Below are 26,426 nucleotides of genomic sequence, written 5' to 3'. Positions count from 1 at the left end.
GGTGAGGTGCTGTTTTTTCATGCCACCAGTCTAAGTGACGTGGCGATAGAACACAAGAGGTCTTAATTTACGGACTACTGAGTTCATCTCATAGGGTATCTGCTGCGCCTTGGGAGCAGACGATTACACCGCTTGGGAGTGGATTTGAATCTTCCTATCCTGGTGGGTGGGTGTTAATTCGTACCCAGAACACTGTCTCGTGTTCTACCAATAGCAACAACGTGATCTACACGAAGACACGTAACCCTCCTTATACAAATGATGTGGACTGGGTACGCTGGCGGCCAACAATTCCAGCTACTGGTCAGTACCAAGTGTTTGTCTATATGCCTGGCTACACCCACACCACCGGTATTACCACCAAGGCACGTTACCAGATCGGTTCAGCGACGGGTACTACCACGGTGGTGCTGAATCAGAATAGCGGCACATGTGGATGGGTGAGTCTGGGTTGGTACCAGTTTAATGCCGGGACGAGCGGTTCTGTATATATGGGTGACTACACCGGTGATAATCCCTTCCAGCTTATTGCGGCTGATGGGGTAAAGTTTGTGGCCAATCAACCACCACTGGTGCCAACCATGCTCTCACCCTCCGATGGTGCGACAACGAGTTCGACAAACGTCACACTTCAGGCTCAAGATGCGGGTGATCCCGACAACGGCCCAAGCAACAGCCGCCAATTTCAGTTCGCGATTGAACAGATTGGAGGGAGTTGGTCGCAGACTTCAGGCTGGGGTGGTAACTCTTGGAATATCACACTTCCCGCCGATGGTCAGTACCGCTGGCATGTGCAGGCTAATGATGGTAGCAGTAGCACATCGGGATGGTCGGTTTGGCGTAGCATCACACTCAGTAGGGTTTACAGTATCAGTGGGCGCATCACCACCAGCAGTGGAGCCGGATTGGGGAGTGTGTCGGTCTCGGACGGGACGCGCACGGCGACCACAAACAGTACGGGTGACTACACGCTGTCCGGCGTCCCGGCGGGGAACTACACCCTCACCACCTCGCGGAGTGGGTATAGCTTCAGCCCCACCACCCGGAGCATTAGTGTCAGCGGCAATCTGACTGGACAGAACTTCACCGGCACCCTGCTCACCTACAGCGTGAGTGGGCGCATCACCACCAGCAGCGGCACGGCCATCAGCGGCGTCACCGTCTCGGACGGGACGCGCACGGCGACCACGAACAGTACGGGTGACTACACGCTGTCCGGTGTCCCAGCAGGCAGCTACACGCTCACGCCGACGAAGAGTGGCTACAGCTTCAGCCCCACCACCCGGAGCATCAATGTTAGTGGTAATCTGACCGACCAGGGCTTCACCGGTACTGCAAGAGCCCGCTGGACTTTTATGCTGTACCTTGATGGTGATACTCAGGAATTGGATAATGGGCTGGTTTTTGGGTATTTTGCTGATGCTATTCAGCGATTAGAAGTAAATCCTAATGATCTCGTCCATGTCGTGGCACTACTTGATGGGACAACTACCATTGATACCTTCCAAGTTACCTTTACGCCACAAGCTCAGTATCAGCCATTAGGGGAGAAGCGCATGGATGATCCGCTCACCCTGAGCGCGTTCGTTCAGCAGGCTCAACAAGAGTTTCCCGCAGAGTACTACTATCTCGTGATCGCCGATCATGGGAATGCAATCCAGGGGCTTGCATGGGATACAACGAGTGCCAATGACAAAACTGCGCTTTTGACACCAGGGGAACTGCGGCAGGCATTGATCACCATCACGAACGATGGTGCATATCCCTTGGATGTGGTGCATTTTGATGCTTGCTCTTTCGGGTTGTTGGAAACCGTGGCTATGGCGCGGGGGATGGCACGGTATGTGGTGGTCTCACAGAATACCGCTTTTGCTTCCTTCCCCTATGAACGCTATCGCGATGCAGTTGGAAATAACACCACCCCACAAGAGTTCGTTCGCGCCATCACGGTCGCTTATGCTGCATCGATTTCCACTCCATACACTATTAGCGCTTTGGATATGAGTCAGTTTGAGGTTGTGTTATCTCGTCTTAATACTTTCGCTGATCGTTTGACTGCCTTTGCAAATGTGAGTCAGGCCAATCGAGATCTATTAGTCAGCCTGCGGACACAAAGCCAGAAATTTGACTCAGGTGGAGAACCCTACCTCACAATTACCAATGATGATAAGTATATCGATCTTGTAGACTTTGCAACACGCACTCGCACTCAGGTAGTTACACATGACGTTCCTGCAGCAGCCACCACACTAATCGACGCAATTCAGTCCTTTGTGATTGCAGAGATGCACCGCAGTGGAATCTACGCACCAGACTCCTATCTCAGCCGAGAGTGGAATTTAGATGGCACGCATGGGATCAGTATCTACTATCCACCGCGTAGCGCAGGATCGGAATTCAGTGACTATATTGACGGAACAACCTTTCCCAGCTTTACAAGCCTCAGCCGATGGAAGAACTACCTGATGGTTGGTGCTCCGCCTCTGGCTCCCGGCGATCCCTTGCCAGAAGATCAGATCGAGCCACTCGCTCCGCTTCCGGTATCACCCTACAACGTATATCTACCGATAGTAGTTCGCTAATCTCTACACCTCATGCGCCTGATACTATAAAGAAGGGACGGTGTTTCATGGAACGTTCACGACGTTGGTCTCCTATCATCCTTATTATGCTGCTACTGAGTGTCTCAGTTCTATGGATTGGTACTCTTCCCAGAGTTGCAGCTTCTCCCCATCAGAATAGTGATCCGATTGAGCCAGCAGGCACTGCTGTTGTTAATCTTCCAGTCCCCTATATTCATCAGCTTTGGGATACAGCAGACTCGTTTGCTGGGCGCTGGGCATGTGGCCCAACATCAGCTGTCATGGCATTAGCCTATTATCGTAAGATCCCTCCCCAACCGATAACCATTAGTAAACCAACTGTTCATACCAACGATTATGGCTACTATGTATCATCTGTGTATACGGCATTTAATTACACCTTTAATCGACAGCAAAATGATTCCGCTGGTAAAGCAGCCTATGGAGGTTATGGTCATACAACCGATGGCGGTATGGCTTGGGCTTGGCGTATTCAAGGCTATGTAGAGCGGCACGGCCTTCAACATGAGTTTGACTCCACTCCGACGTTCGATGAGATTAAGTCGAAACTTGATCAGGGCTACCTCGTGGTACTCTCGACTGATCTGACTTCTGCGGGTCATATAATTCTGGTTCGTGGTTATACTAATGATAATAAAATTATCGTTAACGATCCATACGGAAATAAATATGGTCCAAATGGATATGGTAAATATGACGGCGGTAATGTTCAATATGAATGGAGTAAATTTAAGGCTAAATGGATGGTTGTGGTCAAAGGTCAGGCTGATCCGGATGATAATCGAATCCTGTCGCTCAATCAAAGCTTGACAGGTACGATAGCACCAAATAATGACGAAGACCTGTACAATTTCACGATAACAGCAGGAACATCGATTCGGCTAACCATGCAACGCTCAGGGGGTAGTCTTGATAGTTACCTTAAACTGTATGCGCCAGATGGTAGCTTGGTGACGGTCAATGATGATTCTGACAACTCACAGAATAGCAAGATCGAATTTCGGGCTCCTACAAATGGTACCTACCGCGTTATGGCCCATAGCTACAACCATAACTCGGGGGGAACATACCAGATTGCGCTGACCTCTGGCCCTACCGACGGCGACGATAATCGCTGGATATCTTTTGGTAGCTTGCTCCAAGGTACGATTAGTCCAAACGCTGATCGCGACAGCTATTTCATCAATGGAACCAGTGGCGCATATGTGAGCCTACGAATGAACCGTAATGCAGGTTCACTTGATAGTTACCTAGAGCTCTACAGTCCTAATGGCGTACTCGTCGCATCTAACGATGATGGTGGGGAGAATATGAATTCGTGGATCGTCTATCGATTCACGAGTACGGGGACATACCGATTGGTCGCACGCAGTTATAATGGTAGTTCTGGAGGGGCCTACACCGTTAGTAGTGAAAGTATCCGTGGTGAGAATTATGCCCTTAATCGTCCAGTTATTGTTTCAAGCACCGAAAACTCATCAAATTCATCCTACCGAGGTTCACATGCTACTGATGGTAACCGAGGGACACGTTGGTCATCAGGAAGCAGTGCTTCTCAGTTTGTGTATGTGGACTTAGGTCAGGAACGTACTATCAATCAAGTTGTTCTGCGCTGGGAGACCGCTTACGCAACTAAATATAGTCTGTACTACTACTCCGCAACGAACAATCGTTGGCAGACCGCGTACACGACCACATCAGGTGATGGGGATATTGATGCCATCAATGTCTCATTCCGTACGCGCTATATCTATCTAGAAATGACAGGGCGGAGCGGCATCTGGCGGAACTACTCACTCTGGGAGCTAGAGGCATATAACACCGCAACGGTGCTTGCACCACTCGTTCCCCCTGAAGATGGGAATAAGGCTCCTGAGGTTGGGTATACCCCACTTGCGCCACTGGCACCGTACCCGGATGGGAAAGAGATGCCGATACTTGCACTCTTCACAGATCAGGAGACTCAACCATTAGCAGCGGATAATGCGACGGTAGATGCTCCAACTACCCAATTGAGTGAGACCTTTGGTTCTCCAACAACGAGCATAACCATCTCGACTGCAACCATCAGGGAAGGGGGATCGGTAACAGTCACCGCAGTGGATGCTCACGACACGGACTCAAATCAGATTGGCAGTGGAATCAGCGCCTACCGTTGGGCTCTTGTCCCGACCACACTTGGTGAAACAGGTGCCTCGGCTATCGAGTTCGATGGTGGAGAGACGGCGGTTATTCCTGGAGATCTACTCACCGCAGGCACATACCAAGTGACCCTATCGGTGCAGGATGATGAGGGTGGTTGGTCGGATGCGGTAACGACAGATCTACAAGTACTTAATGGGGTATACCTCCCTCTCGTCGTGCGGTAAAATAAATAAATGATCGAGTGCCCCTGCATAAGAAACTTGTGGGGGCGTTCGGTTTTCGACATCTTACAAAAATCTTACCACCCCCAACCCCACCCAGCGAGGCTCTCCCATGCACCACGACAAACACGAAACCACCCGCGATTGGCTCCGGCGTGCCGTTGGGTTGTTGCGCGGTGGCAATATGCCGTTGGCAACCAACGAGGTTGATGTTGCTGTTCTGCACTGGAAGGTTCAGGATGTGTTGGCTGCTTCCGAGCCACCTGCTGAGGATACACGCAGCCAGCAGACGTGGGCTTATGCGGGTCTGGTGAAGGCGATCAAGCGCTGTGGTGGGGGCAGTTTAGCGTTTGAGGAAGATGATGTTGAGTGATACGGGTCGCCGCTGGCGCTGGCTGAGCCTGTCGAAGCCCGCTGGCTGAGCCTAGGGCGGTGGTGCATCGTAACCGGCTGGAAGCCGGTGCTACCCTGGGCGGCTGTAGGGGCGCGTCACGACGCGCCCTCTGGCGCGATGATCGCGGCGACATATGGCGTGGAGACGCCATGGGGCGCATCACGATACGCCCCTACATGTTCCTTAACGGAGCAACGTGCTACTGCTGCAACGTTTCGTGATACCCCATTTTTGGTTGATAGGGCATGAGCTACGGCTCGCTGTTGCTTGATGTACCATGGATCAAGGTCTATCAGATCAGCGCGCAGCAGTTACTCGCGATGAAGCTTTCGGCGTGGCGAAGCCAGCAAGATATTGCGGCGTAATATCTTTGCGCCGCCCAATTTTCTGGAGATGGTGTGATACCGGCGCGTTGGCTTCGGCAAGCTCAGCCAACGCCAGTGTTTCCCTCGGCATCACTGACCGCCCAGACCATTGGGTGCTCAGAACAACCGCTGCTGACGCGGCTCCGCGCCGGGTTGGGGAGGTTGTTGGCCGCGCAGTGCCCACGCCAGCAGATCGGCGAGGTTGAGTTCGTCTGCCCATTGGTCTAGGTAGCCCCGGTCGAGCGTATCCTCCTGCACCCGCAGAATGGCCTGCACATCACGCCACTGGCGGTCGGAGGGGGCGAGGGCGTACCACTCTAATTTGGCCAAGACGGTGTCTTCGGCGCTGGCGACGCGCAGTATCCCACCTGGCTCGCCGGGAAGATTGACGATCTGCGCCCGCTGGAACTGGGCTACCTCGAAGGGGCGACCTGAGGCGAGGTAGATGTCAATCTGGAAGCCGGTTGTGTTGTCATAAGCGCAAAACCCCGCCCGCTGCTGCCAATCAGATCGGGCCGTGGGGAGCCGCCGCATAGCATCGGTGATGTCGCTGGGCAGAAAGCTGAACTCCGTGTGGAGTGCCTGCTCCAACCTTCCCACCGACCCAGGAGCCAGATTCAGTACGAGATCGAGATCGCGGGTCATGCGGTACTCGCCGTGAACCACCGCAGCCACCGAACCAACCACGAGATAGGGGATGGCTTGGGTATCAAGCATGGCTCCGATGCGTAGTGCGAGGGCCAACGGATCTACTGGGGTGGGCATTAGTGCTAATCCCTTCAGTATGGCTTCCCCGTGCGCATAGTGTTCAGGTGCTAGGCGTTGGAGAGCAAGGGCATAGCCTAACTCGTGTGGTGTTGTGTCTGGCTTACGCCGCTGAATACCGGCTAGGGCCAGTCGGTCGGCCATGCGGTTCATGTCGCGGGCCAACGCTAATTTGCGCCCAGGTGATAGTGAGCGCAGGATTGTGATGATATGGGGATCATGATCGACAAATACCATCATAAGTTCCACAATAAAATTGGTCAAGGTAGGTGCATTATAGCGCCAGAACCCCTCTTAATCCTCATCATCTGCACGAGTGGCTTCCAGTCTCTGGATCGTCAGCCAGAGGGTTTCGGCGCATTCGTTGGTATAGGCTTCTACCACCGCTGTTTCGATCTCATTGCGCTGGGTGCCTATTGCAGCGATGATCCCTTCTCGCGTACTCCCTATGGCCTCAATGGCGCTCAACAGGGCTTCAATCTCGCTCAGGTTGCGTGGTACAGGGATGCTGCTGCGTAGGTGTGACCAGGGGTATCCACGTATGCCCGGATCAATCTCATTGCAATACCAGCAGAAGTAGTCCAGGATGGGGATATTGGCGGAATCATTGACGCTGATGCCGGTCTGGTTGAAGAGTGTGACCTGTTGAGCGTCACGGAGGTAGCGACTCTTGCGGGTTTCGTTCAATGCGCCAAAGGTGTTGAGGCTGCCATCAATGATGAAGTCGCTGATCTTGCCAGTCAGTTTGCCATCTTGTTGCCATGTTGCGTAGACATCCTGGGCGTTGGGTGCAGATTGAAGGGTGTGCTGAAGCGCCTGGATATGCTCTACCAGTGCTCCGATGCGTGCTTGTTGGCTAGGGTCTATCACTTTGACCGGCATTTGTTTCCACACATCCGGGTAGATGCGGCCTTCACGAGTACCCTGGGCTTGGTTGGACAGCAGGTAGCGCCGCATATAGTCGCTATTGATCACGGCCAGAATGTAGCGTAGATCAAAGAGTTTGGCGATGGTCTCCAGATCGGTGTAGCCGGATATGGCCATTGAGTTGTTGCGTACCTTCTTGACCCCACGTTCATCTACGTTCAGGGCGTGCCACGGTACAACCACCTGCACACTGTGGTTGGCAAAGAGTTGGTCGGTGTCGTAGTAGCCGCCCGATGTTTCACCCAACAGCAACTTCTTGGGGGTGCGGAAGAGTTCGGGGATGCGGGGGCGGCGCATCTTCGCTTTCATATAATCATAAGCGACATAGCGCTGCCGGGTCAGATAGTAGGCTTGCACTTCAGCACCCAACACGCCGCGATCTGTGAAATATGTTGCTTCGCCAGATGAAAGCCCATCAATACTTATCCGAAAACTGTCATCCAGATCAAAGGCTTTTACCCGCTGTCCATGGATAATCGTATCTTCACGTTCATGACTATGCGCTTCAAGACCCGTCCCAATATACGCAATCGCACAGAGCGGCACGCAGCAGGTATGCAGTTCTGGTGGCGGAGCCATATAGTTGGCGCGGAAGAGAACTTCCGGGCCGAGTGCCTGATTGATGGGAGCCTCGGTATAGCTCGTACAGGTGATGGCGGTATGGGTACGGCGGCGCAGGCTTGGATTGAGTGCCGCCCGCTTTTGGAGTTTGAAGATCGTACTCATCACACCCACATCGTTGCCAAACAACTTTAGGCGGGGAAAGAAATCAATCTGTTCGAGCCAATACCGGCTCAGATCGGCACGTAACGGCTTGGCATAGCCTTCGGTTTCGATAGCATTCGTAGTAATCAGGATCATCCAGCCGTTTTCGGCCAAAAACCCAAGATTGCGATACACAAAGGGGACAAACAGATCCCATTTATCGCGCACCGGGTAGATGCCCCAACTACGAATCTGATGGCGATAGGTGCTTGTCTCCTGGCTCTCGTTCGCCTTCACGTAGGGTGGATTGCCGATCACCACATCGAAGCCCTGTTTGCCCTGCATGAGCCGCCCTGGAGTCGCCTTGCGATCTTTCATTGATTGTAAGCGGCGCTCCTCATCAGAGAGGCGCACCGGCTCAACAATCGGCACACTCGCCCCAAGTGCCGAGGCATTATGGCCCAGGTGATACTCGACCAACTCACGCCGGGTTGGCTCCAACGTATCCCCGCAGTAGATATGAATCCGACTGATACTATGGGCGGCAATCAGGCTACCGCTCGTGGTATCGCGCAGGAACGGCATACAGCGCATCATCAGGTTGATCTCGGCCAGATAGCAGGCAAAGGGACTAATATCAATCCCAGCGAGCGTATCAACGAGGTATTCTATCGCCTCGCTCGGTTGGAGGAGCGCCTGTTGCACCATCACATGCAGAATGGCCGCTTTGCGTGCTGCGATCTCGACAAGAAACGAACCGCTCCCACACGAGACATCAATGACCGAGAGGTTGATCGCCGCCCGTTCCTCAGTGGTTAGGGGGTGGGTATCGGAAGCATGGCGTACCGGAAAGAGATTCAGGCTATCTACCATGTACGTCACAACCGCATGCGGGGTATAGAATTGGCCGTGCTCACTGCGGCGTTGTTCCTCGATGTAGCCCTCGTTATAGATATGCCCTAGCAGGTCAAAATCAAGTTGCTGGAAGTTGTAGCGATTGAGAGCCGCAAGAATCCCCAAGATGCTACGCTCATCAAGTTGGAACCAATCATAGAGATCGGCGCGACTGAAGAAGTTGTGGTAGACATTCGCGGCACGCTCAAAGGTCTCGTGCAAGAGGCGTTGATAGACATCACGCACACCAGCGAGCAAGGCACGGCGGTAGGCATCGAACTGGCTAAAAGGGCCATCGGAGATACGGCGCTGAATCAGCCCATAGTCTTCACACACGCGCACGAAGAAGAGGCGCACAAAGTGAATATAGCCGGTTTGGAGGCAAAACTCACGGGCGGGATCGGCATAGACACCGCGTACACGGCGTTGCCATTCGCTATAGGCGCGTTGTAATCGCACCGATGCTGCATAGGACTCGCCGAGGGCAGTGATATAGGTGAAATGGGTAGAAAGCAGCGCTAGGAGCGTATCAGGCTTCGGTATTGCAACTGGGCTACTGCTAACAGGAACAGCCATACCGGGTAACACTGATTGTTGATAGGCTAAGACGGACTGGGCGCGTACGATATAGGTCGCATAGAACCAATCAGCATCGCCGGTAGCTTCAAATTCAGCCACGAGGTCGTGTACCAATGTAAGCAATGCGTCACGCAGATCCGGTTCAGTCACCTGCCCAACCAGGAGCGCAATCTCATCCACGACGCGATCCGCATAGAGCCGTGGATCGGTTGCGCTGATCTGGCTACAAAGCTGGGTATAGGTAGTCAAATCCTGGTACAAAAGGGCAAACTGGGCACTAATGGTTTCACGCAGTAGGCCAAGTCGCTGTGCAATCTGCTGGACCAACCCGCTACGTGCCTCAGGCGTTGTTAAGGCAATGCTATGAAACTGGCCTACATCATTGAGTTCGGCTAAATACCCATCAACGGTTGTCCACTTCGTGGCATCCAGCATATCCTGGGCAATGAGCAGTGCATTGGCGAGCGAAGGATGCGCTGCAAGGGCCGCATCTGCCTGCGCCGGAGTCGTACTTCCCGCCAACAGTGCATCAAGTTCGGTCAGGGTGATCGTGGCACGCGGTTGTAAACTCACCCCAAGATCGAAAAAGTGCCAGATATTGCCATTGGTGAGGACACCAAGATAGAGACCACGTAAGCGCACATAACGCGCCAACTGCTGGGGTGGAGTTTCGCCTGTCGCAAGGCGCGTGGCAAGCAAATGCCCAAATCCCGACTTCTTAGTTTCAACAATGGCTACTGGGCGGCGGTCACTCCTACTTCCAGCATAGAGGACAACATCGGAACGATCAGCGGCTTCGATCTCAATCGCAGCCGGATCATAGCCGAAACCCTGGGTGAGCAGATGATCTTTAATCAATGAAGCCCGCAGACGCAGTTCATCGCCACCATGGCGGGCGAGATTGCCGGAAAAATAGGTATTGGCTGACCCGTGGGTGGGATCGTTCCATGAGCGAAAGGCATTGATAAGGCGCAAGGCAAATACACCGAGGGTCAGCGCAGCCATAGGGAATCTCCGCCTTTAGTAACTGTTCACACTTCTCCTAGCCTCCAGGTTTTGACGCAAAGGCGCAAAGCCTGCAACAACCCTTTGCGTCAACACGAGGTTTCTTTTACCCCAAGTGTGAACAGTTACTGCCTTTATGATGATTGACAAATACAAACATATGTTCTATAATCAAGTCGAGCAAGGTATATGAATTATAGCGCCAGAGGAAACCCTGATGCTACCCTCATTACTTGTTGCGGCTCTTTTCGCTACACTAACCGTCGTTCTTGTCGCGTCGCGTTTTTTGCTTAGCGCGGGTGACGCTCGCCGTGGGCTGGATCGCGCTATAGTAAACCACCACCCGCCTCAAGGCGGGGGCTTTGCTCTGGCGCTACCGACGAATCGGCATCCGAGCAGTACGGCACGTTTACGGGTGCCCTGTCGGGCGAACCCGACAGCGATGGGAGATGCACGGGCATCTGACCCTGAACGTTTTACCTGCCGAAGGATTCCTCGACAGAACCAGCAAGGTTCAGTTGGTCACGTGCTGCAAACCGGGTCCACGGGTGCAGTGCCCCGAATTGTGCCTTCGCACATGGACAGTATAGCATACCCACGTGGTTGCCCCACACCGCTGAACGCGGTGCGGTGGTAAGCACCTACCAAGGAGTGAGGCCGCACAAGCCTCATTCCTCCCGCCCGTAAACGGGCGGGAGGAATGAGGCTAATTCTATGACTCAGGCGCTGACACGTCTAGGGGCGCTGGCCGCCGAGCAGGGACACACCCTCACGCTGGTGGTGGTTGGAGGTGCGGCGTTAGTATTGCGCTACCAAGCTCGTCTTTCGACCCAGGATGTGGATGCCTTTTTCGTCACCCCGCCGGAGCGCCGTGAGACACGCGCTTGGGCCACGATTGTCGCCCGTGAGTTGGGGTTGCCCGCCGATTGGCTGAATGATGGGGCGAAGGGCTTTATGCAGGACATGAGCTACGGCCCGCTGTTGATTGATGCACCAGGGATCAAGGTCTATCAGATCAGCGCGGAGCAGTTACTCGCAATGAAGCTTTCGGCGTGGCGCGATGAGCAGGATGAGGCTGATGCACTGGTTGTGTTGAATGATCTCGCCGCACACTATCCCTCGAAAGAAGCGTTGTGGGATGCAGTTCAGCCCTATGTCACGCATCTGAAAGCGCAGTATGCGTTCGATATGCTCTGGGAGGATCGAAATGACTAGTACGCTGACCACATCAAGTCACTTAGGTGAGATGGCGGTAGCGCTTTTGGGGTATGATGCGCTTCTTCTCCGTCTCTATGTCCAAGCGTGGCTACGGGAACGACCACGTTTCGCACTGATGCCCAAGCCAGAAACCGATGATCCGCGCATCCTTGTGGCTGCCGCTGCATTGGTTGAGTTGTTGGCTGGAAGATTCAATCAACTACCACCCACTTGGACGACCAGCAGCGGATCGCTCGGTGAACCAATTTTTTGCATTGCCCTGGGCCGAACGCCCCGGTTTCACCCGCGATCTCTGCCTCAACGAGTCGCCGGAGCCGTTGAAGCGGCGCAATATCTTTGCGCCGCCCAATTTTTTGGAGATGGTGTGAGTTTTTAGAAAAAGAGGGCGTGAACCCCAGGAGCTTTAGCCCTGAGATATACGCCCTTTGGAATAGTTTGTGGAAGTGGTGGATGAGCGATACCTTCTATACCCACTTGCCGATTCTCACCGAGTTGAGCCAGATCGTTAAACCCAGCAATTTTCACCCGGCTCCTGCTGATTGGTGGGTAGCGCTGAGTGATGTGCGCAACTCAACCCAGGCGATCAACGCGGGCCACTACAAGGCGGTGAATATGGCTGGGGCAGCTTCGATTGTTGCGTTGCTCAACTGCGCTCCGGCTGATAGTATCCCCTTTGTCTTTGGTGGTGATGGAGCAACATTGCTGATCCCGCCCGATCTGCTGGAGGTTGCCCGCGCAACGCTGGCAGGAGTACGGGCGATGGTGCAGCGCGAAATGCAGCTTGATCTCCGAGTGGGTTTTGTGCCACTGGCTGAGGTGCGAGCGCACGGGGTCGAGGTTGGAGTCGCTCGCCTTCGTATCTCTCCACACTACGACCAGGCACTCTTGAGTGGCGGTGGCACTGCTTTAGCCGAACGGCTGATCAAAGATCCCACCACAGCATTGCGCTACCTGTTGCCTGCTGATGCACCGCTCCGTGAGGCTGATATGACGGGTTTGGAGTGTCGCTGGCAGGACATCCCTAGCCCACACGGGGAGACGGTGAGCCTGTTGGTCATGGCTGTACCAGGCATGCCCCCTGATGCTGCGAGTGCGATCTATCGCCAGGTTATCACCGAGATCGAGGCTGCCTATGGCCAAGAGCAGGATTATCATCCGCTGGCGGTACCCAATCTCCACCTCAGCTTTAAACTCCAGGATCTGCTGGGTGAGACGAAGTTCCGTACTCCACCGCGTATGATAGCACGCTGGATCTACATGGCTCAGATCTGGGGGCTGAATCTGGGGGTACGGCTCTACACTATGGGTGAGGTGCTACGCGGCAAACGCCCTTGGTGGCAGGATTACCGTGAGCAGGTCTTTCGTACTGCCGACTATAAGAAGTATGATGATACCCTCCGCATGATCATCGCCGGACGCCCAGAACAACGGCAGCAACTCAGCGCCTTTCTTGAACATGCCTACCAACAGGGTCAACTTGTGTATGGCCTGCATGTCACCGACCGTGCCCTCATGACTTGCCTCGTCTTTGAGCGTATGGGGCGTCAGGTGCATTTTGTTGATGGAGCTGATGGCGGTTATTCACGGGCAGCGATAGAGTTGAAGGATCGCTTGAAAAGGTTTACCCCGCATCAGTGAACAAGCGCGCCAGCATCCTCTGGCTGATCGTCTGGTAGAGTGCGCTTAAGTGGGTTTGCGTGCCAGCAGGTGCAGTGCCGTAGCGTTTCAGGATTGCTGCTTTGACGTCCGGTGCAGCGATTTGAGTGTTGATCTGTGCTAAGTCTGTACCGGGATCATCATAACATGACAACAGATCGGCCAGGGCTGGCTCTGGTTCGCAAACAGGAACGGCAATCTCAGGCTGCGTCGGTAATGATCCCGCCCGCAGTTCGCGTAGGGCGGTAATAATCGCGTCTTTGTTCCGTCCGCGCAACTCGAAGATCAAGAATGGATCTTCATCAAAACGTTCGCCAAGGAGATAATAGACTGCTGCGATATGCTTACAGGGGTTAGCGTAGTCCGGGCAGGAGCAACTGGTACTCAGTTCACTCGATTTCATGGGGAACAATGCGACCTTGGCGGATTCAAAGGCTTGCTCGATCTCCTGCGGCATCTCGCCAGACAGCAGTTGCGCCGCAAAGATGGCCTGCTCGGACATCGCCGCAATCGCCTGCTGCCATTGCGTGTCGCTCAATGGCTGAATGCCGATCTTAACGGTGTATGGGGTCGGTCTAGAACCCTGCACCCGCGAGTTCACCCAACCAACGGTAATATCAATATTCAGCACCGCCCCGCCGCGCGCATAGGTGCGCCCGCGTGTCAGGCGGCTGCCGAAATTGAATGATTCAAGCACACTGATCCAGCGCTTGGCCCACCACGAAGTGCCAAACGCACCGCTCTTGTTTTTGGCGCGGATGCCGTCGGCTGGTAGGCGCGGGCGTGATTCGTAATAGCCATAGCCCCAATCATCCGAATGACCTGATCGTTTACGAGGCATCGCTTTCTCTTTCAGCAACTGTTCAGTGAGAACGGCTGGCAGGAATCTTCATCCGGCATAGCCGTACCGTGTCACACAGATCGTTATTCGGCGACGGCGTCGCGGCGAAGCGCAACGAGTTCACGCAGTTGATTCGTCGTTAGTTCGGTCAGCCATGTTTCGCCGCTGCCAAGGACGAGGCTCGAAAGCCCGCGCTTGGATTCGATCATATCATCAATCTTCTCTTCCAGAGTTCCGCCACACAAGAACTTGTGTACCTGAACATTGCGCTGCTGCCCGATCCGAAAGGCGCGGTCGGTTGCCTGATCCTCGACTGCCGGATTCCACCAGCGATCATAGTGGAAAACATGATTGGCGTGGGTCAGGTTCAGTCCGACGCCACCAGCTTTGAGTGAGAGGATGAAGATCGGTGGGCCTTTGGGCGCTTGGAAGCGGCGTACCATAGCGTCACGCTCTTTTGGTGGCGTGCTGCCGTGCAGAAAGAGTGGCCGGGTGGCGAAGCGCTCGCTAAGGTATTGCTCAAGTAGGTCACCCATCTCGGTGAACTGGGTAAAGATGAGGGCACGGTCGCCAACGGTGAGCAACTCCTCTACCATCTCGCCCATGCGCTCTAGCTTGCCGGATCGATCATTGATTGGCGATCTATCTTTGAGGAAATTGACCGGATGATTACAGATCTGCTTGAGTTTCGTCAACATGGACAGCACCATACCGCGTCGTTTGGTTGGCTCACTCGTAAGGGCACTCTGCTCGATCTGCGCGAGGGCGTCGCGCACGGTTGCCTCGTAGAGCGTAACCTGCTCACGGCTGAGCGGCACATAGACCTTCATCTCGATCTTGTCGGGAAGATCACTAATAATTGATTTGTCGGTCTTGAGGCGTCGCAGGATGAAGGGAGCTGTCAGCCGCCGCAGCGTCTCGGTCGCCTGTTGGTCATTCGTCATCTCAATTGGTTTGGCGAAGGTGCGCCGGAATTCGGTCTCGCCGCCAAGATAGCCAGGGTTGAGAAAGGTCATAATGCTCCACAGTTCGGTCAACCGATTCTCGACCGGTGTGCCGGTCAGTGCAATCCGCGCCTCGGCTTGTAGGGCGCGTGCGGCCTGCGCCTGGCGCGTATCGCTATTCTTGATATTTTGGGCCTCATCGAGAATAGCAAGACGCCATTCGATCAACGTCAAATCGTCGCGATCCCGTGCCAGTAGCGGAAAACTGGTGATAACCACGTCGCACTGGCTGAGGTTCTGGGATAATTCCGTGCCACGTTTACGGTCGGAACCCTGGTGAACAAGGATACGCAGGCTCGGCGCGAAGCGCAAGAGTTCACGTTCCCAGTTGCCTACCACCGAGGTTGGGCAGACCAGCAGGCTTGGCGGGCCGCTCGGCATTTGAGCTTTTTCGTGCAGCAGTAATGCAATCGTCTGAGGGCTTTTGCCCAGACCCATATCGTCTGCTAGGCATGCTCCTAGTCCAAAGCGGCGCAGAAACACAAGCCAGGAGAACCCGCGCACCTGATAGGGGCGTAACGTGCCATGGAAGTTGGTCGGCTGGGGTAACTCGGTGAGTTGCTGGATGCGGCCGAGATCGTCGAGGAGGGCACCGATGTCGCCATCAGTATCGAAGCCATCGAACGCCAGTCCGGCGGGAAGTTGCGGTGCGGTGCCAGTCAGACCCAGACGCAGGGCTTCGCCCAGGTTCATGCGGCTGCCCTTCTTCAAGAGCGCGAGTGTCTGCCGTGCGTGTTCTGGGTCGAGCGCCACCCATTCGCCGCGAATCTGCACCAATGGTTGTTTGAGCGCCACCAAGCGTTCAAATTCAGCCAGTTCAATCTGCTGATCGCCAATGCTGAGTTGCCATTTGAAGTCAATCATGTTGGCGAAGCTCAGACGGCCTGCGTGATCAGCGCGCTTCGATGTTCGTTTGGTGGCGTTGGCGCGTACCCGCAGACGGCGTGCTCCGCCCCAGAACGCCGGAACGAGTACGCCAAAGCCACTCTGTTCAAGCAGTGGCCCCGCTTCACTCAGAAACCCGAAGGCTTCTTCGGCTGAAAGCGTGGCATATTCGGGGGTCTTTGTGCGTAAGCTGCGCTCGATTGCGCCAACCAGACGCGCCGCAAACCCAAGGCCGCGCAGGAGCCGCTCTTGCGGGTGGGCAAAGCGCCGGTCAAGGTACTGAAACATGACACCGCGTTCCTGCCAGAGCTGACCAACCGGCACCAATAGGCTGGGGTCATCGGTTGCCTGGAGCAGAAAACGCAGCGTCCAATCCGTCTGATTCGGCTGCGTGGTGTTGGGTTCCTCCAGCCGAAAGGTGATCCGAAACTGATCGTCACCAGCGGCATGATCCTGCTCATACCAGATCCGCCAGGCTCGGAAGAGTTCATCGGCCTCGTGGTGTTTGAGATGAACCATCTGCTCGTCGCTGAAGAGTGCGGCCAGCCACGCAGCACCAGCCGCGCCGATCTGGCGCTGCCAGCGTCCAATGGTGGCCACCGTCGCATCCTGCTCACGGGCTAGGTCACGAACGAGCCGATCCACACACACACTGACAAAATCGTCGAGAAGGGCATGCGCCGACATCGCCTGAGCGTGGTCGGTGACGATGGCGCGGCAGAGTGGCGGCAGTGAACTGGCCAGACGTGTGAGCGAGCGGGCAGTCGTCGCCAGCGGGCGTGGTCTCCAGTGCGCTCGCAGAAGCGAACCATCGCGCTCAAGGGTCGGCAGGAACTGTTCGCCGACAACCAACTCGGCTACGAGGCGCGCCGCCACCCGCCATGCCAGCAGATCACTACCGAGAATATCGGACTCTTCCAGCTTGAGCAGCAGATCGGTTGCTGTCTGGGTATCGAATATCAGGCCGCGCACCCGCCATGCGGCTAGGCTGGCGTCGCCTTCCGCTGCCTCAATGCCAGTGTTACGCAGCTCACGCAGTGGTGCAGGGCGCCCCGCGACCGACGGCAGCCAGATGATCTGCTCTGCCGACTCGGCCTGCCCTACGAGGTGTACGATCATGCGCTGGAGATCGGCGATTGCCGCGTGGAAGGGGTGGATCGGAGTCTTCGCCTTCCGAACACCACGCCCCAGTAGCTGCGAATCCTCGCCCCAGATGAACAAGCGCTTCACCTGCGGTAGCCATGTCCCATGCAGGATAATCGTCATAGCATGCTCTTGTGTAGACAGGCGATAGTGTAGGCCATTCTACCATTCCATCGCAAGCTATGATTGCGATGGGGTGGTTCATGTCGCGAGCCAACTCTAATTTGCGCCCAGGTGACAGTAAGCGCAGGATTGAGATTGACAAATACCAACATGTGTTCTGAAATTTTACCAAGAATGCAGTTGTATTATGATACAATTGGGTGAGAATATCAATCACAGAGTATCCATCCCGTCACTTTGAGCAAGCCGGTTTCAGGAGTGTGTCTATGACTACTTCGCATTCTGCGGTAACGCCACCTCCCGCACAAACACCCATTGTTCCCATCGACATCTTCGATGCATTCCGTACACAGGTCATTGACCGAGTCCAGGTTCGTATGACCCATTCCCCTACTCCTGAAAGCTACGTAACCTACCTTGCACGTCCGGCTTCGGAGCGTGATAACGACGAAGCAGCGGTGGTTGATGTGCAATTTACACGCTACGTCCTCGAATGGCTTGGTTTCACCCAAGGTGGAGACGTCATCTATAATCGTACCCTTCCAGGTGGAGGCGCAAGCCGACCCGATTATGTCGTACAAGGAACGATTGGTATTGCCTTTATTTGGGAAGATAAAAACAGTTCGCACGATGACTTTGTTGGCGATCTTCCGCAAATGCGTCGCTACAGTGGTGGCACCGCAGGGTACGCGGTCTGGTGCAATATGCGTCGAATCATTGCTGTTCGCTTTCGTTCAAGTGATCCGCTTGACTATGAACACATCGCTACGATCAATGTTGCGAATCTGTTTGGTGCAGGAACCACACTGCTCCCTCCGGTTTTCGAGGCGGAACGCAATCAACTCTCAGTGTTTTATCTCTTATTTCGCAAAGAACGCTTTACCCGCTTTTCATCACTGATTGATGCGATTGCCGTTGACGAAAAACACTTTCTTGCCCGTGCTATCCCATTGGAAGGTGATGCAGCACTGGAGCAATTTATTGCCGGAAGCCGTCAATCACTCGAACACCTCCGGCTTGCGGCTCTGGCACGGATTCAAGAGGCACTCGTTGGGCGCTCTCGCCAAGCGGAAGAAGAACAGCGGTTGATTGCAGAATGGGAAACAGCAACCGCCCTGTTTCTTACAACGATGGCCTACCCGTCGTTACAGGCACCCATTCAAAATGCTGCAGCAAGCATTACTGAACGCTTAGGTACACTGAATGCTACCGACATTGCGGCATTGGCCCGCATTGTCGAAACCGCCTATGGTGGGCGATTGACGGCATCGAGTCGCGCTGCGGTTATGACCTGGCAAGATCGTGCCGTTCGTATCAACGGGGCAATGCGAGCCATCCGCTACCAAAGCACTGCGTTTACCATTGCAGATGCGTATTACCTCTGGTGTGAGCGCCAAAATGACGAAGCCGACAAGACACCGACGATCTATGCAGAACAGGTTGCCTACGTCCTATTTGTGCGCCTCTTGCTGGTACGTGTCCTCGAAGACAAAGGTATCATTTCTCCGCGACTAGCGAGTGACGGCGGCTTTCAGAACTGGCAAACCTATGTGCAGTTACACTTTAAGGAAGTTGCAGGCGTCAGTATTCTTACAGACAACTTTTACAGTCTGCTGGTGCGAAAAGCGAGTCGCTACTATTTGCACTTTTTTCAACAGGCGGTATTTGATTGGTTTGTTCCTGATGACTTCCTCTTGTTGGAAACGCTCTATTTCCTTTGCCATTACTCCTTCCAGCACGTCACGAGCGATGTCATTGGGTTCACCTATGAGCGATACATCGACCGGACGGCCCGTAAACGCAAAGGGCACTTTTTAACCCCTGCTTCCGTAGTGGATTCGATGTTAGATGCGCTTGGCTACACTGGGCGGGTCATGATTGGGCGAAATCTCCTCGATCCCGCGTGTGGCAGTGGAAGTTTCCTGCTCCGTGCCGCACGTCGGTATCGCACTGCACTCATCGAATCCCTGTGTCAACGCAATAGTCTCCCCGTGGGAATCGAGAGTATTGAGGGGAATGCGATATTACGGCACGAGTTAGCCCAACGCTATCTTGATGCGTTGACAACGGCATTTGTCGGTATGGAACGAAATCCATTTGCGTGTTACTTGGCTGAAATGAATCTGCTCATCCAGGCACTCGATGATTTCAGCATTCTGCACGGCATTGAACCGAAACCGATTGAACGGTTCGCTATCTTCAATACCGATAGTCTTGATCTCCCGCTAGAAGTGTTGTTTGCAGGGTCGCCCGGTTCCTTTGGCCCGCTAACCATTCCTAAACGGCTGAGTGATCAGTTGCTTGATGATGCCTTTGTGATCAAAGCCCGCCAGGGTGACTATCAGCAAGGCTTCATGTATATCATTGCAAACCCACCCTATGTAACCAGTAAACAGGAAGATGTGGCTGCAACCCGATTTCGTGGGAGTCCATTTTGGGCAAGTGCGCTCTCTGGCGACACCAACCTCTACCTACTGTTTCTCCAACTTGGGCTGTACTATCTTGCAGATGGCGGGCAGATGGCATACATCGTTCCGTTGACGATTATTGGTGACGCAAGCGCCGCAGCCATGCGGCTCCGTTCTACTACCACGCCATTCAGCCTCCATCGGGTGATACGGTTTTTTCGCGGTGACATTCTCTTTGGTGATGTGGATCAGGCCGTTGGTATTCTGTGCATCCATCGCCAACCTGCGCCGACTACCATCACCGTAGGAGGTGGAGCGCAATTAGCGGATGTGCCGTCGAACATGATCACCGTTTCAGCCAATAACGTCACTGAGGCCGTGCCAGAAGACGATATATGGCATCGTGCATGGCTGGTTGGAACGAGTCCAGAACAGTACGACATTTGGCAGTATGTTCGCATGATCAGTGATACGTTTGCGTATCAGATGCGAACCCTGTTAGCTGCGTGCGAGGTGCGGCAAGGCGATGTCAATGCAACCTATACAAATCCATTCCGGCGAGGAAGCGCAGGCCGGGGACAGCGAGGGGCCGTAGCGATCTACAAGGGAGAGAATGTACGCCCCTTTGCCCCTCTTCCTGATGAGCCGTCTGATTGGGCTATTCCAACAACAGGCGCAACGGGTAATCAATCGCGTGCTGCAACGATCCTCACGGAGATTGCAACCCTCTCATCACCACAAATGGGCATTGTACTCCGAGAAACAGCGAGACTCAACACCCGTGAACGGCTTACCCCAACATGGTTTACACGGGATAGCACACATCCGGTGGCGTTTACCCATGTCGTGTGGCGTATGGTGCTGCTGCCAGGACATACGGAGGCACGGGGAAAAGCATTGTTAGCGTTGTTGAGCAGCACGACTGTTGCCTACCTCCTCAATCTCTTTTCTACCAATAGTCACATCAGTAAGGATGAGTTGGAGCGTCTCCCTATCCCTGACCCATCTACCTTTCCTGAAGCGCAACTCACGAGTCTTGCTGATAGCTTGCTCGATGCACGCCGGGTATTCGAGGTACGGTATGCGCAACCCTTTGCGATACCTACAGATTCGTTTCCAACACTGAGTCCCGAAACTATCACGGTTCTGCCTACCGCGTATGTACGACGGGTGGGGGGGGGCACAATCACTCTGGATGCGTTAGAGCAGCAGGGTATTATTACCATCACTGGGCCAATATCACGGCGCGTTGCTTGGCTGCACCAGAACAACCGAATCAGTATCGTGCATCCACATGCTGCGGTGCATACGATGTTGAATCGTTTTTTTGATGATCCAACTGTCCAAGGGCTAAAGTGGGCAGTGGCTCGCACAATCCGCGTGCCTGACCCCGCCACCGCTGGAACATGGCTTCCGGTCTTTGAAGGTGTGTGTCACGATGCACAGGCGCAGTGGGATCAGTGCGTAACGCTCCAGCAGCAAATTGATACGGTGGTGATGACGTGGTATCAATGTACACCGCCGATGTGTGACGCGATTACGGCTATGCTTCCGTGGGCACGCCGCCATCGCTAATACTTCGACCTCGTCTATGTGTGGCTACGTTTTGTACTGTCAGATTTCACACGAACTGAGACTGGAAGCGGCTCCAATCGGCCTTATTTCACACGAACTGAACAAACTATTTCACACAAACTGAGACTGTCCGTACTTATCTCCATACGAAGTGAGACTGTCCGACTTGCTGCTGCTCATTCTCGGTGAGTTCTGCCATTTGCTCAACAAATGGTGATGCGGAGACGGAACGGTGAATCCGCTAGTCTCCCCTCGTCGTTGCTCAATCATCAATCGGGCGGTCTTCCGGGGGAGCCATCCATTTTAGGTTGTTCTTCTTCCATCCGGTATAGACCATCGGCATCGCCCATGTCGCGAGATCGCGGAAGGTATAATCTACGCCCGGTGTTGCTCCAGATTGGAGGAGGCCGTCCTCAATGTTTGCCATGAGGATACTGAGCAGATCGGTGATTGTGCTGGCATCGTAAGTTGAGAACTCACGGGTGAGCCGTTGGGGTGGATTGGCTGTTTCTGGATTGACGGCTCGCGGCTGCCGACGCCTGGGTGGTGTCTCGGTTGTCATTGTTGCTCCTGTTATCCCTGCACCTGCACGACAAACTGTACACACTCACCGGGCTGAGCCTGGACAATGACCTGGCGTGGTGCCGTAGGCAGAGCCAGATCTGGCCAAATGTGGTGGGCCGGGACATTGAGAAAGCGCATCAGTGCCTCTAGTTCCGCTGCCCCGACGACGGCCTCACCTCGCTCGATCAGGGTATAGCGACGGCGTGTGGTCGCGGCGATTTCCGCACACTCGGTTATGGTGCGTTGCTCCCGCTGCCGCGCCTGTGCCAATATCGCCCCAATCTGCCGGTGCCGCTCCGCAAAGTTCGATGGCATATCAACTCCGCTCTGTCGTGGCATTGGCATGCCTCCTAGCGCATCCTGGTGCCCAAAATTCAGGGTTGACGAACACAAACACTCGTTCTATAATGAGCTATAACAGCGCGTTTTCTGCTTCATTATCGCGCAACCACGCTCTGTTATCGGCTCCTTCCCTGTGTCGAAATGATACATCGTGGAGCCTGCCTGGTCAATGCCAGATACAGGGAGGTTTGCTATGGCAGTTAGGCGCGTCACTACATCGAGCCGGAGTATCATCGGCTCTTTTCCCTCCCTAAAGAACGGTCAACCCGTCTCCTACCAGTCTACCATTGAGCGGGATCTGCTCTACTTCCTCGAATATGACACCACGGTATGCTGCTATACCATGCAGCCCTTCGTCATCAAGGGAACCGATGCTGAAGGCGTGCCCCACACGTACACGCCCGATATTCTTGTGGAACGTACCACCAGGCGTACCGTAGTGGAGTGCAAACCCGCCGCGAAGCGAGATCACCCCCATACCCAGCAGCAGGTGGCGTTGGGACAGGCGTGGGCTGACGCGAACGGCTGTGACTTCGTGCTGATCACTGACGCCGATCTCCGCACCGGCCATCGGCTTGCCAATCTCAAATTGCTCTGGCGCTATGCTCGCCTTGCCGTGCCGCAGGCCGTCACTGATCGATGTCTCCGAGTACTGACTAGGGAACCAGCGGGGATACCCTTCCACGCTCTCATCTCTGCCCTTGATGGGGTGGCTCCGTCGCTGAATCTCGCCCCGTGCCTCTACGCACTGCTGTTTCAGCATGTTCTCAAGACTGATCTCGATCACCCGCTTACCTCTACGAGCCTTCTTACTCACATTGGTGCCCCACTCCGGGCATAGGAGGGCATGATGGCCCGCATCCTTTTCACGATTGGTGTGCGCTACAAACTCCGAGGTGAGGTATTTGCCGTCACGCAGATCCTCGTCGGTGGCATGGTGCAGGTGGAAAATCAGAGCTTCGGGGGTATGTTCACCGTGGCAGTGAACGATCTGGTCACCGCTTGGGCCAGGGGAGATCTCGTCTTTGCTGTGCCTCCACCGTTAGCACGGAAGGACACCAACGACCCACTGGGGACAGATTATACCTACACCGACTTCCAGGGACTCCCGCTTCGGGTGCAGGCCGAAGCATGGCGGCGCTATCAGATCATTCTGCCACTGCTTCGCCAGAAGTCCGCTGAACGCAGCTTACACGCTATCAATGCCTACGTTGAGGCACTGCGAGGGCAATTCTCTGAACACATGCAACAGGAGGCAAGTAAACGTGTCCCTATCGGGCATGCATTAAGCCGCCCTAGTATCTGGCGGTGGCTCTCGTCATTTGTTACGAGTGGGCATGACATTCGCTCACTTGCCCCAAATCTTGAAGCACGCGCCCGAAAAGGTGAAACACGGCTGGATCGAGAAGTTGAGGCTATTGTGACCGCCGTGCTGGCGGAGTGTGCTGCGCATCCAATGAAACGAAGTGTGAACGATGTCTACCTGATGGTAGTCAACCGTATCGCACAAGAGAATCGCACTCGCCCAGACAACGACCGCATCACTACTCCAGGGAATACCACCGTATACCGTCGTATTAAGTCCAGTCATGCGGCTATTTTGAGTCGACGTAAGAGCCGTCTGGAGGAGCAGGCTGATGCCCCGGTAGATGACGGCCCTACCACCACACGAGTATTGGAGCGGGTGGAGATGGATAACACTCTGCTCGACCTGTTCGTGGTGGATGAGGAAGATCGGCTGCCTATCGGTCGTCCACTGCTCACCTACGCGCTGGATGTGCATAGTGGCTTGCCCTGTGGTGTCTACGTGGGCTTTGAGCCAGCCAGCGCGTTTACTGCCTCAGCCTGTACCTATCACAGCATCATGCCCAAGCCGGATGTGCAGCATCTCTACGAGACACAGCACCCGTGGCCGGTGTTTGGGCTGATGGAAACTCTGGTGGTTGACAATGGTAAGGATTTTGTCAATGCCGACCTTCGCGCTGCCTGCGGCCAGCTTGGAATCATTTTGGAGCAGATGCCTGTCCGAACACCCTGGTTCAAGGGTGGCGTGGAGCGGTTTTTTCGCACGAACAACACCGGCCTCATCCACGGACTTCCTGGCACCTCGTTCTCAAATGTGTTGGAGCGTGGCGACTATGAGGCGATGCAGCACGCCTGTATCTCCCTGACTGCCTTCTGGAAGCTCCTCCACATCTTTCTGCTTGATGTCTACGCTCAGGATTGGCATACCGGGAAGAAGGCTATCCCCTACAAACGCTGGAACGAGAGTATCCAGATGGGCTTCCTCCCCGTCCTCCATACAAGTGCTGAGGAGACGCGCATCCTGCTGATGCGAACCGAGGAGCGTGTCATCCAACGGGCCGGGATTCAGTTCGAGTGGCTGTTCTACCGCAGCCCTGACCTGATGCGGCTGCGCTCACTGCTACCTGATGGGACAGAAGTGCGTTTCAAGTACGACCCTACCGACATCAGCCGCATCTACGTTGCAGACCCGCTGCATCATCGCTGGTTGCCGGTCATGGCGGCAGATCAGAGCTATGCACAGGGACTCTCGCTCTGGAAGCACCGAATCATCAATCGCTTCGTGCAGGCCGGGAAGCGTGACGTAGACATTGAGGCGCTGGCCGCCGCCAAGGCTCATATCCAGCAGATTGTCGCAGAAGAGTACACGCTAACCCGCACGAGTCGGGGCCGCAAGACGGCAGCCCGCTTTCTGGGCGTAGGCGTGCCGGAACCTCATGCGCCTGCTGCTCCCCCAACACTCCCAGCCCCCGCTCCAGCCCTCCCTGCGCCACAACCAGAGCCGCAGCCGGATCAGACCACGCCTGCTCCTCCCACGAAGCCTGTCCGCAAGCCACGGCAGGCGAAGTCAACGGCACCATCACCCGATCCAACTTCTGATCCCACACCACCTCCGGCGAACCTAACCGATAATCTGGATGACCTTGACCTGAGTGGATGGGGCGGTGACTATCAACTTCCGCCCTCGTCTGGAGATACGCGATGAGCGACCACGCCCAGACCCCACCTCTGAGCCGCGAGGAGATCCTTGCTCTCCCTGGTCGCCAGCGGCTTCCTTATGTGGAGCAGATCCGTGTTATCTACCCACGATGGAACGCCATCCTTGACGAAATTGCTCGCTGTCACGAACGCCAGCCCTACGCTGCCGAGCCGCCTTGCCTCCTGCTGATTGGCCCGACTGGCGCGGGGAAGAGTACACTGCTTGCATCTTACGCGCAGCGATACCCACGCACGATCAGCATGCGGAGCATGAACATCCCTATTCTGTGTGCCACTATTCCGGCGAAAGCAACGATCAAGAGCCTGCTCACGGAACTGCTTGACAGTCTGGGCGATCCTCGTGCTGCTAGTGGCACCATTGACGGCATGACTCTGCGGCTCAAAGGTTTTATTAAAGATTGCGGTGTGCAGGTGTTCATTCTTGATGAACTTCAGCACTTTGTTGACCAGGAGAGCCAGAAGATCCTTCTCAACGTGAGCAACTGGCTGAAGCGACTGATCAAAGAAACCAAGGTGGCTTGCGTCCTTGTTGGACTGAGTGGCGAGGCAGAACAGGTGGTCAATGCCAACCCGCAGCTTGCTCGGCTCTTTCCTGATCCCCACATTCTTACGCCCTTCACTTGGGATGAGTCCCAGCCTGATACCGTCAAGGAGTTTCGCACATTTCTCGCCCAGCTTGAAGCCTTGCTACCGCTCCGTGGGCCGTCACAGCTTGCTACCCGTGAGCGGGCTTGGCGCTGCTTTGTTGCCTGCAATGGTGTCACCGCGTACCTGATGGCACTTATCCGGCAAGCGACTGAGGATGCCTTGTTATCAGGTCGGGAGAGTCTGGATGATGTGTTGTTGGCTCAGGCGTTTCGCAAACGGTTGGCGGGTGAGCGGCGAGGCATACCCAACCCATTTGAGGGCGAACTACCGCTGTTGAAACGCTCTGATGTGCCTTCGCCGTCCTTGCCGTCCAGCCATCCCACCACCGGGCGGCGTGGCCGCACTCGTCAGCCCCGTAAGCTGACCGTGCGCGACGTGATCCGGTCGTAGCC

General features: G+C 54.9%; 16 protein-coding genes. 10 read left to right on the top strand and 6 right to left on the bottom strand.

Features of this window, described 5'->3' with window-relative positions; genetic code table 11:
* The first annotated feature begins 221 nt into the window (after positions 1 to 221).
* From EKD03_RS10400 to EKD03_RS10390, 3 genes are all read left to right on the top strand, one after another.
* Positions 222 to 2,582 carry a clostripain-related cysteine peptidase gene (locus EKD03_RS10400; RefSeq protein ID WP_129630290.1) on the top strand — a complete coding sequence of 787 codons (2,361 nt, stop codon included), beginning with the start codon at positions 222 to 224 and terminating at the stop codon, positions 2,580 to 2,582.
* Between the two features lie 47 nt (positions 2,583 to 2,629).
* The gene (locus EKD03_RS10395; RefSeq protein ID WP_161569237.1) at positions 2,630 to 4,972 is read left to right on the top strand and encodes a C39 family peptidase; all 2,343 of its coding nucleotides are present in this window, start codon (positions 2,630 to 2,632) and stop codon (positions 4,970 to 4,972) included.
* Between the two features lie 109 nt (positions 4,973 to 5,081).
* The gene (locus EKD03_RS10390; protein WP_129630285.1) at positions 5,082 to 5,342 is read left to right on the top strand and encodes a hypothetical protein; all 261 of its coding nucleotides are present in this window, start codon (positions 5,082 to 5,084) and stop codon (positions 5,340 to 5,342) included.
* A 503-nt stretch (positions 5,343 to 5,845) separates the two neighbouring features.
* Here EKD03_RS10390 and EKD03_RS10385 read toward each other — a convergent pair.
* Together EKD03_RS10385 and EKD03_RS10380 are read right to left on the bottom strand one after the other, a co-directional pair.
* Positions 5,846 to 6,733 (bottom strand): nucleotidyl transferase AbiEii/AbiGii toxin family protein, encoded by an 888-nt coding sequence (locus EKD03_RS10385; protein WP_129630283.1) that lies wholly within the window; start codon positions 6,731 to 6,733, stop codon positions 5,846 to 5,848.
* 54 nt (positions 6,734 to 6,787) lie between these two features.
* Positions 6,788 to 10,603, bottom strand: a complete 3,816-nt coding sequence (locus EKD03_RS10380; RefSeq protein ID WP_129630281.1) for an Eco57I restriction-modification methylase domain-containing protein — start codon at positions 10,601 to 10,603, stop codon at positions 6,788 to 6,790.
* Between the two features lie 714 nt (positions 10,604 to 11,317).
* Between EKD03_RS10380 and EKD03_RS10375 the strand changes: the two genes are divergently transcribed.
* The 3 genes from EKD03_RS10375 (at position 11,318) to EKD03_RS10365 (ending at position 13,459) form a co-directional block, all read left to right on the top strand.
* Positions 11,318 to 11,818, top strand: a complete 501-nt coding sequence (locus EKD03_RS10375) for a DUF6036 family nucleotidyltransferase (RefSeq protein WP_129630279.1) — start codon at positions 11,318 to 11,320, stop codon at positions 11,816 to 11,818.
* Positions 11,819 to 11,955: 137 nt separating this feature from the next.
* Positions 11,956 to 12,189, top strand: coding sequence for a hypothetical protein (locus tag EKD03_RS10370; protein WP_129630277.1), 234 nt, complete (start codon positions 11,956 to 11,958; stop codon positions 12,187 to 12,189).
* Between the two features lie 82 nt (positions 12,190 to 12,271).
* Complete coding sequence (locus tag EKD03_RS10365; RefSeq protein ID WP_129630275.1) at positions 12,272 to 13,459, top strand: DUF3095 domain-containing protein; 1,188 nt, start codon at positions 12,272 to 12,274, stop codon at positions 13,457 to 13,459.
* Here the strand turns inward: EKD03_RS10365 and EKD03_RS10360 are convergent.
* Positions 13,443 to 14,318 (bottom strand): SWIM zinc finger family protein, encoded by an 876-nt coding sequence (locus EKD03_RS10360; protein ID WP_129630273.1) that lies wholly within the window; start codon positions 14,316 to 14,318, stop codon positions 13,443 to 13,445. The genes EKD03_RS10365 and EKD03_RS10360 overlap by 17 nt on opposite strands.
* An 83-nt stretch (positions 14,319 to 14,401) precedes the next feature.
* Positions 14,402 to 17,473, bottom strand: coding sequence for a DEAD/DEAH box helicase (locus tag EKD03_RS10355; protein ID WP_202976786.1), 3,072 nt, complete (start codon positions 17,471 to 17,473; stop codon positions 14,402 to 14,404).
* 266 nt (positions 17,474 to 17,739) lie between these two features.
* Here EKD03_RS10355 and EKD03_RS10350 point away from each other — a divergent pair, with 266 nt between their 5' ends.
* The gene (locus EKD03_RS10350) at positions 17,740 to 21,456 is read left to right on the top strand and encodes an N-6 DNA methylase (protein ID WP_129630271.1); all 3,717 of its coding nucleotides are present in this window, start codon (positions 17,740 to 17,742) and stop codon (positions 21,454 to 21,456) included.
* A 262-nt stretch (positions 21,457 to 21,718) separates the two neighbouring features.
* Here EKD03_RS10350 and EKD03_RS10345 read toward each other — a convergent pair whose 3' ends face one another.
* Positions 21,719 to 22,018 carry a hypothetical protein gene (locus tag EKD03_RS10345; RefSeq protein WP_129630269.1) on the bottom strand — a complete coding sequence of 100 codons (300 nt, stop codon included), beginning with the start codon at positions 22,016 to 22,018 and terminating at the stop codon, positions 21,719 to 21,721.
* An 11-nt stretch (positions 22,019 to 22,029) separates the two neighbouring features.
* Positions 22,030 to 22,335, bottom strand: coding sequence for a helix-turn-helix domain-containing protein (locus EKD03_RS10340; RefSeq protein WP_161569236.1), 306 nt, complete (start codon positions 22,333 to 22,335; stop codon positions 22,030 to 22,032).
* A gap of 196 nt (positions 22,336 to 22,531) precedes the next feature.
* On the opposite strand from EKD03_RS10340, the gene EKD03_RS19080 reads away from it, so the two are divergent.
* From EKD03_RS19080 to EKD03_RS10325, 3 genes are read left to right on the top strand one after another with little or no spacing between them, the layout of a single operon-like run.
* Complete coding sequence (locus tag EKD03_RS19080) at positions 22,532 to 23,203, top strand: TnsA endonuclease N-terminal domain-containing protein (protein WP_153188293.1); 672 nt, start codon at positions 22,532 to 22,534, stop codon at positions 23,201 to 23,203.
* Positions 23,204 to 23,212: 9 nt separating this feature from the next.
* Positions 23,213 to 25,372 (top strand): Mu transposase C-terminal domain-containing protein, encoded by a 2,160-nt coding sequence (locus EKD03_RS10330; RefSeq protein ID WP_161569234.1) that lies wholly within the window; start codon positions 23,213 to 23,215, stop codon positions 25,370 to 25,372.
* A complete protein-coding gene (locus EKD03_RS10325) occupies positions 25,369 to 26,424 on the top strand; it encodes a TniB family NTP-binding protein (protein ID WP_129630261.1) in 1,056 nt (351 codons plus the stop codon). The genes EKD03_RS10330 and EKD03_RS10325 overlap by 4 nt, the downstream gene beginning before the upstream one ends.
* Positions 26,425 to 26,426 lie beyond the last annotated feature (2 nt).

This window comes from Candidatus Oscillochloris fontis (genome assembly GCF_004138135.1).
GTDB lineage: Bacteria > Chloroflexota > Chloroflexia > Chloroflexales > Chloroflexaceae > Oscillochloris > Oscillochloris fontis.
This window is presented reverse-complemented; position numbering and strand designations above follow the sequence as displayed.

What these genes read in the sequence shown, in the direction of transcription:
- EKD03_RS10395 (WP_161569237.1), top strand. Translation starts at nt 2,630, where the DNA reads ATGGAACGTTCACGACGTTGGTCTCCTATCATCCTTATTATGCTGCTA.
- EKD03_RS10390 (WP_129630285.1), top strand. Translation starts at nt 5,082, where the DNA reads ATGCACCACGACAAACACGAAACCACCCGCGATTGGCTCCGGCGTGCC.
- EKD03_RS10385 (WP_129630283.1), bottom strand. Translation starts at nt 6,733, where the DNA reads ATGATGGTATTTGTCGATCATGATCCCCATATCATCACAATCCTGCGC.
- EKD03_RS10380 (WP_129630281.1), bottom strand. Translation starts at nt 10,603, where the DNA reads ATGGCTGCGCTGACCCTCGGTGTATTTGCCTTGCGCCTTATCAATGCC.
- EKD03_RS10375 (WP_129630279.1), top strand. Translation starts at nt 11,318, where the DNA reads ATGACTCAGGCGCTGACACGTCTAGGGGCGCTGGCCGCCGAGCAGGGA.
- EKD03_RS10370 (WP_129630277.1), top strand. Translation starts at nt 11,956, where the DNA reads ATGATCCGCGCATCCTTGTGGCTGCCGCTGCATTGGTTGAGTTGTTGG.
- EKD03_RS10365 (WP_129630275.1), top strand. Translation starts at nt 12,272, where the DNA reads ATGAGCGATACCTTCTATACCCACTTGCCGATTCTCACCGAGTTGAGC.
- EKD03_RS10360 (WP_129630273.1), bottom strand. Translation starts at nt 14,318, where the DNA reads ATGCCTCGTAAACGATCAGGTCATTCGGATGATTGGGGCTATGGCTAT.
- EKD03_RS10355 (WP_202976786.1), bottom strand. Translation starts at nt 17,473, where the DNA reads ATGACGATTATCCTGCATGGGACATGGCTACCGCAGGTGAAGCGCTTG.
- EKD03_RS10350 (WP_129630271.1), top strand. Translation starts at nt 17,740, where the DNA reads ATGACTACTTCGCATTCTGCGGTAACGCCACCTCCCGCACAAACACCC.
- EKD03_RS10345 (WP_129630269.1), bottom strand. Translation starts at nt 22,018, where the DNA reads ATGACAACCGAGACACCACCCAGGCGTCGGCAGCCGCGAGCCGTCAAT.
- EKD03_RS10340 (WP_161569236.1), bottom strand. Translation starts at nt 22,335, where the DNA reads ATGCCATCGAACTTTGCGGAGCGGCACCGGCAGATTGGGGCGATATTG.
- EKD03_RS19080 (WP_153188293.1), top strand. Translation starts at nt 22,532, where the DNA reads ATGCCAGATACAGGGAGGTTTGCTATGGCAGTTAGGCGCGTCACTACA.
- EKD03_RS10330 (WP_161569234.1), top strand. Translation starts at nt 23,213, where the DNA reads ATGGCCCGCATCCTTTTCACGATTGGTGTGCGCTACAAACTCCGAGGT.
- EKD03_RS10325 (WP_129630261.1), top strand. Translation starts at nt 25,369, where the DNA reads ATGAGCGACCACGCCCAGACCCCACCTCTGAGCCGCGAGGAGATCCTT.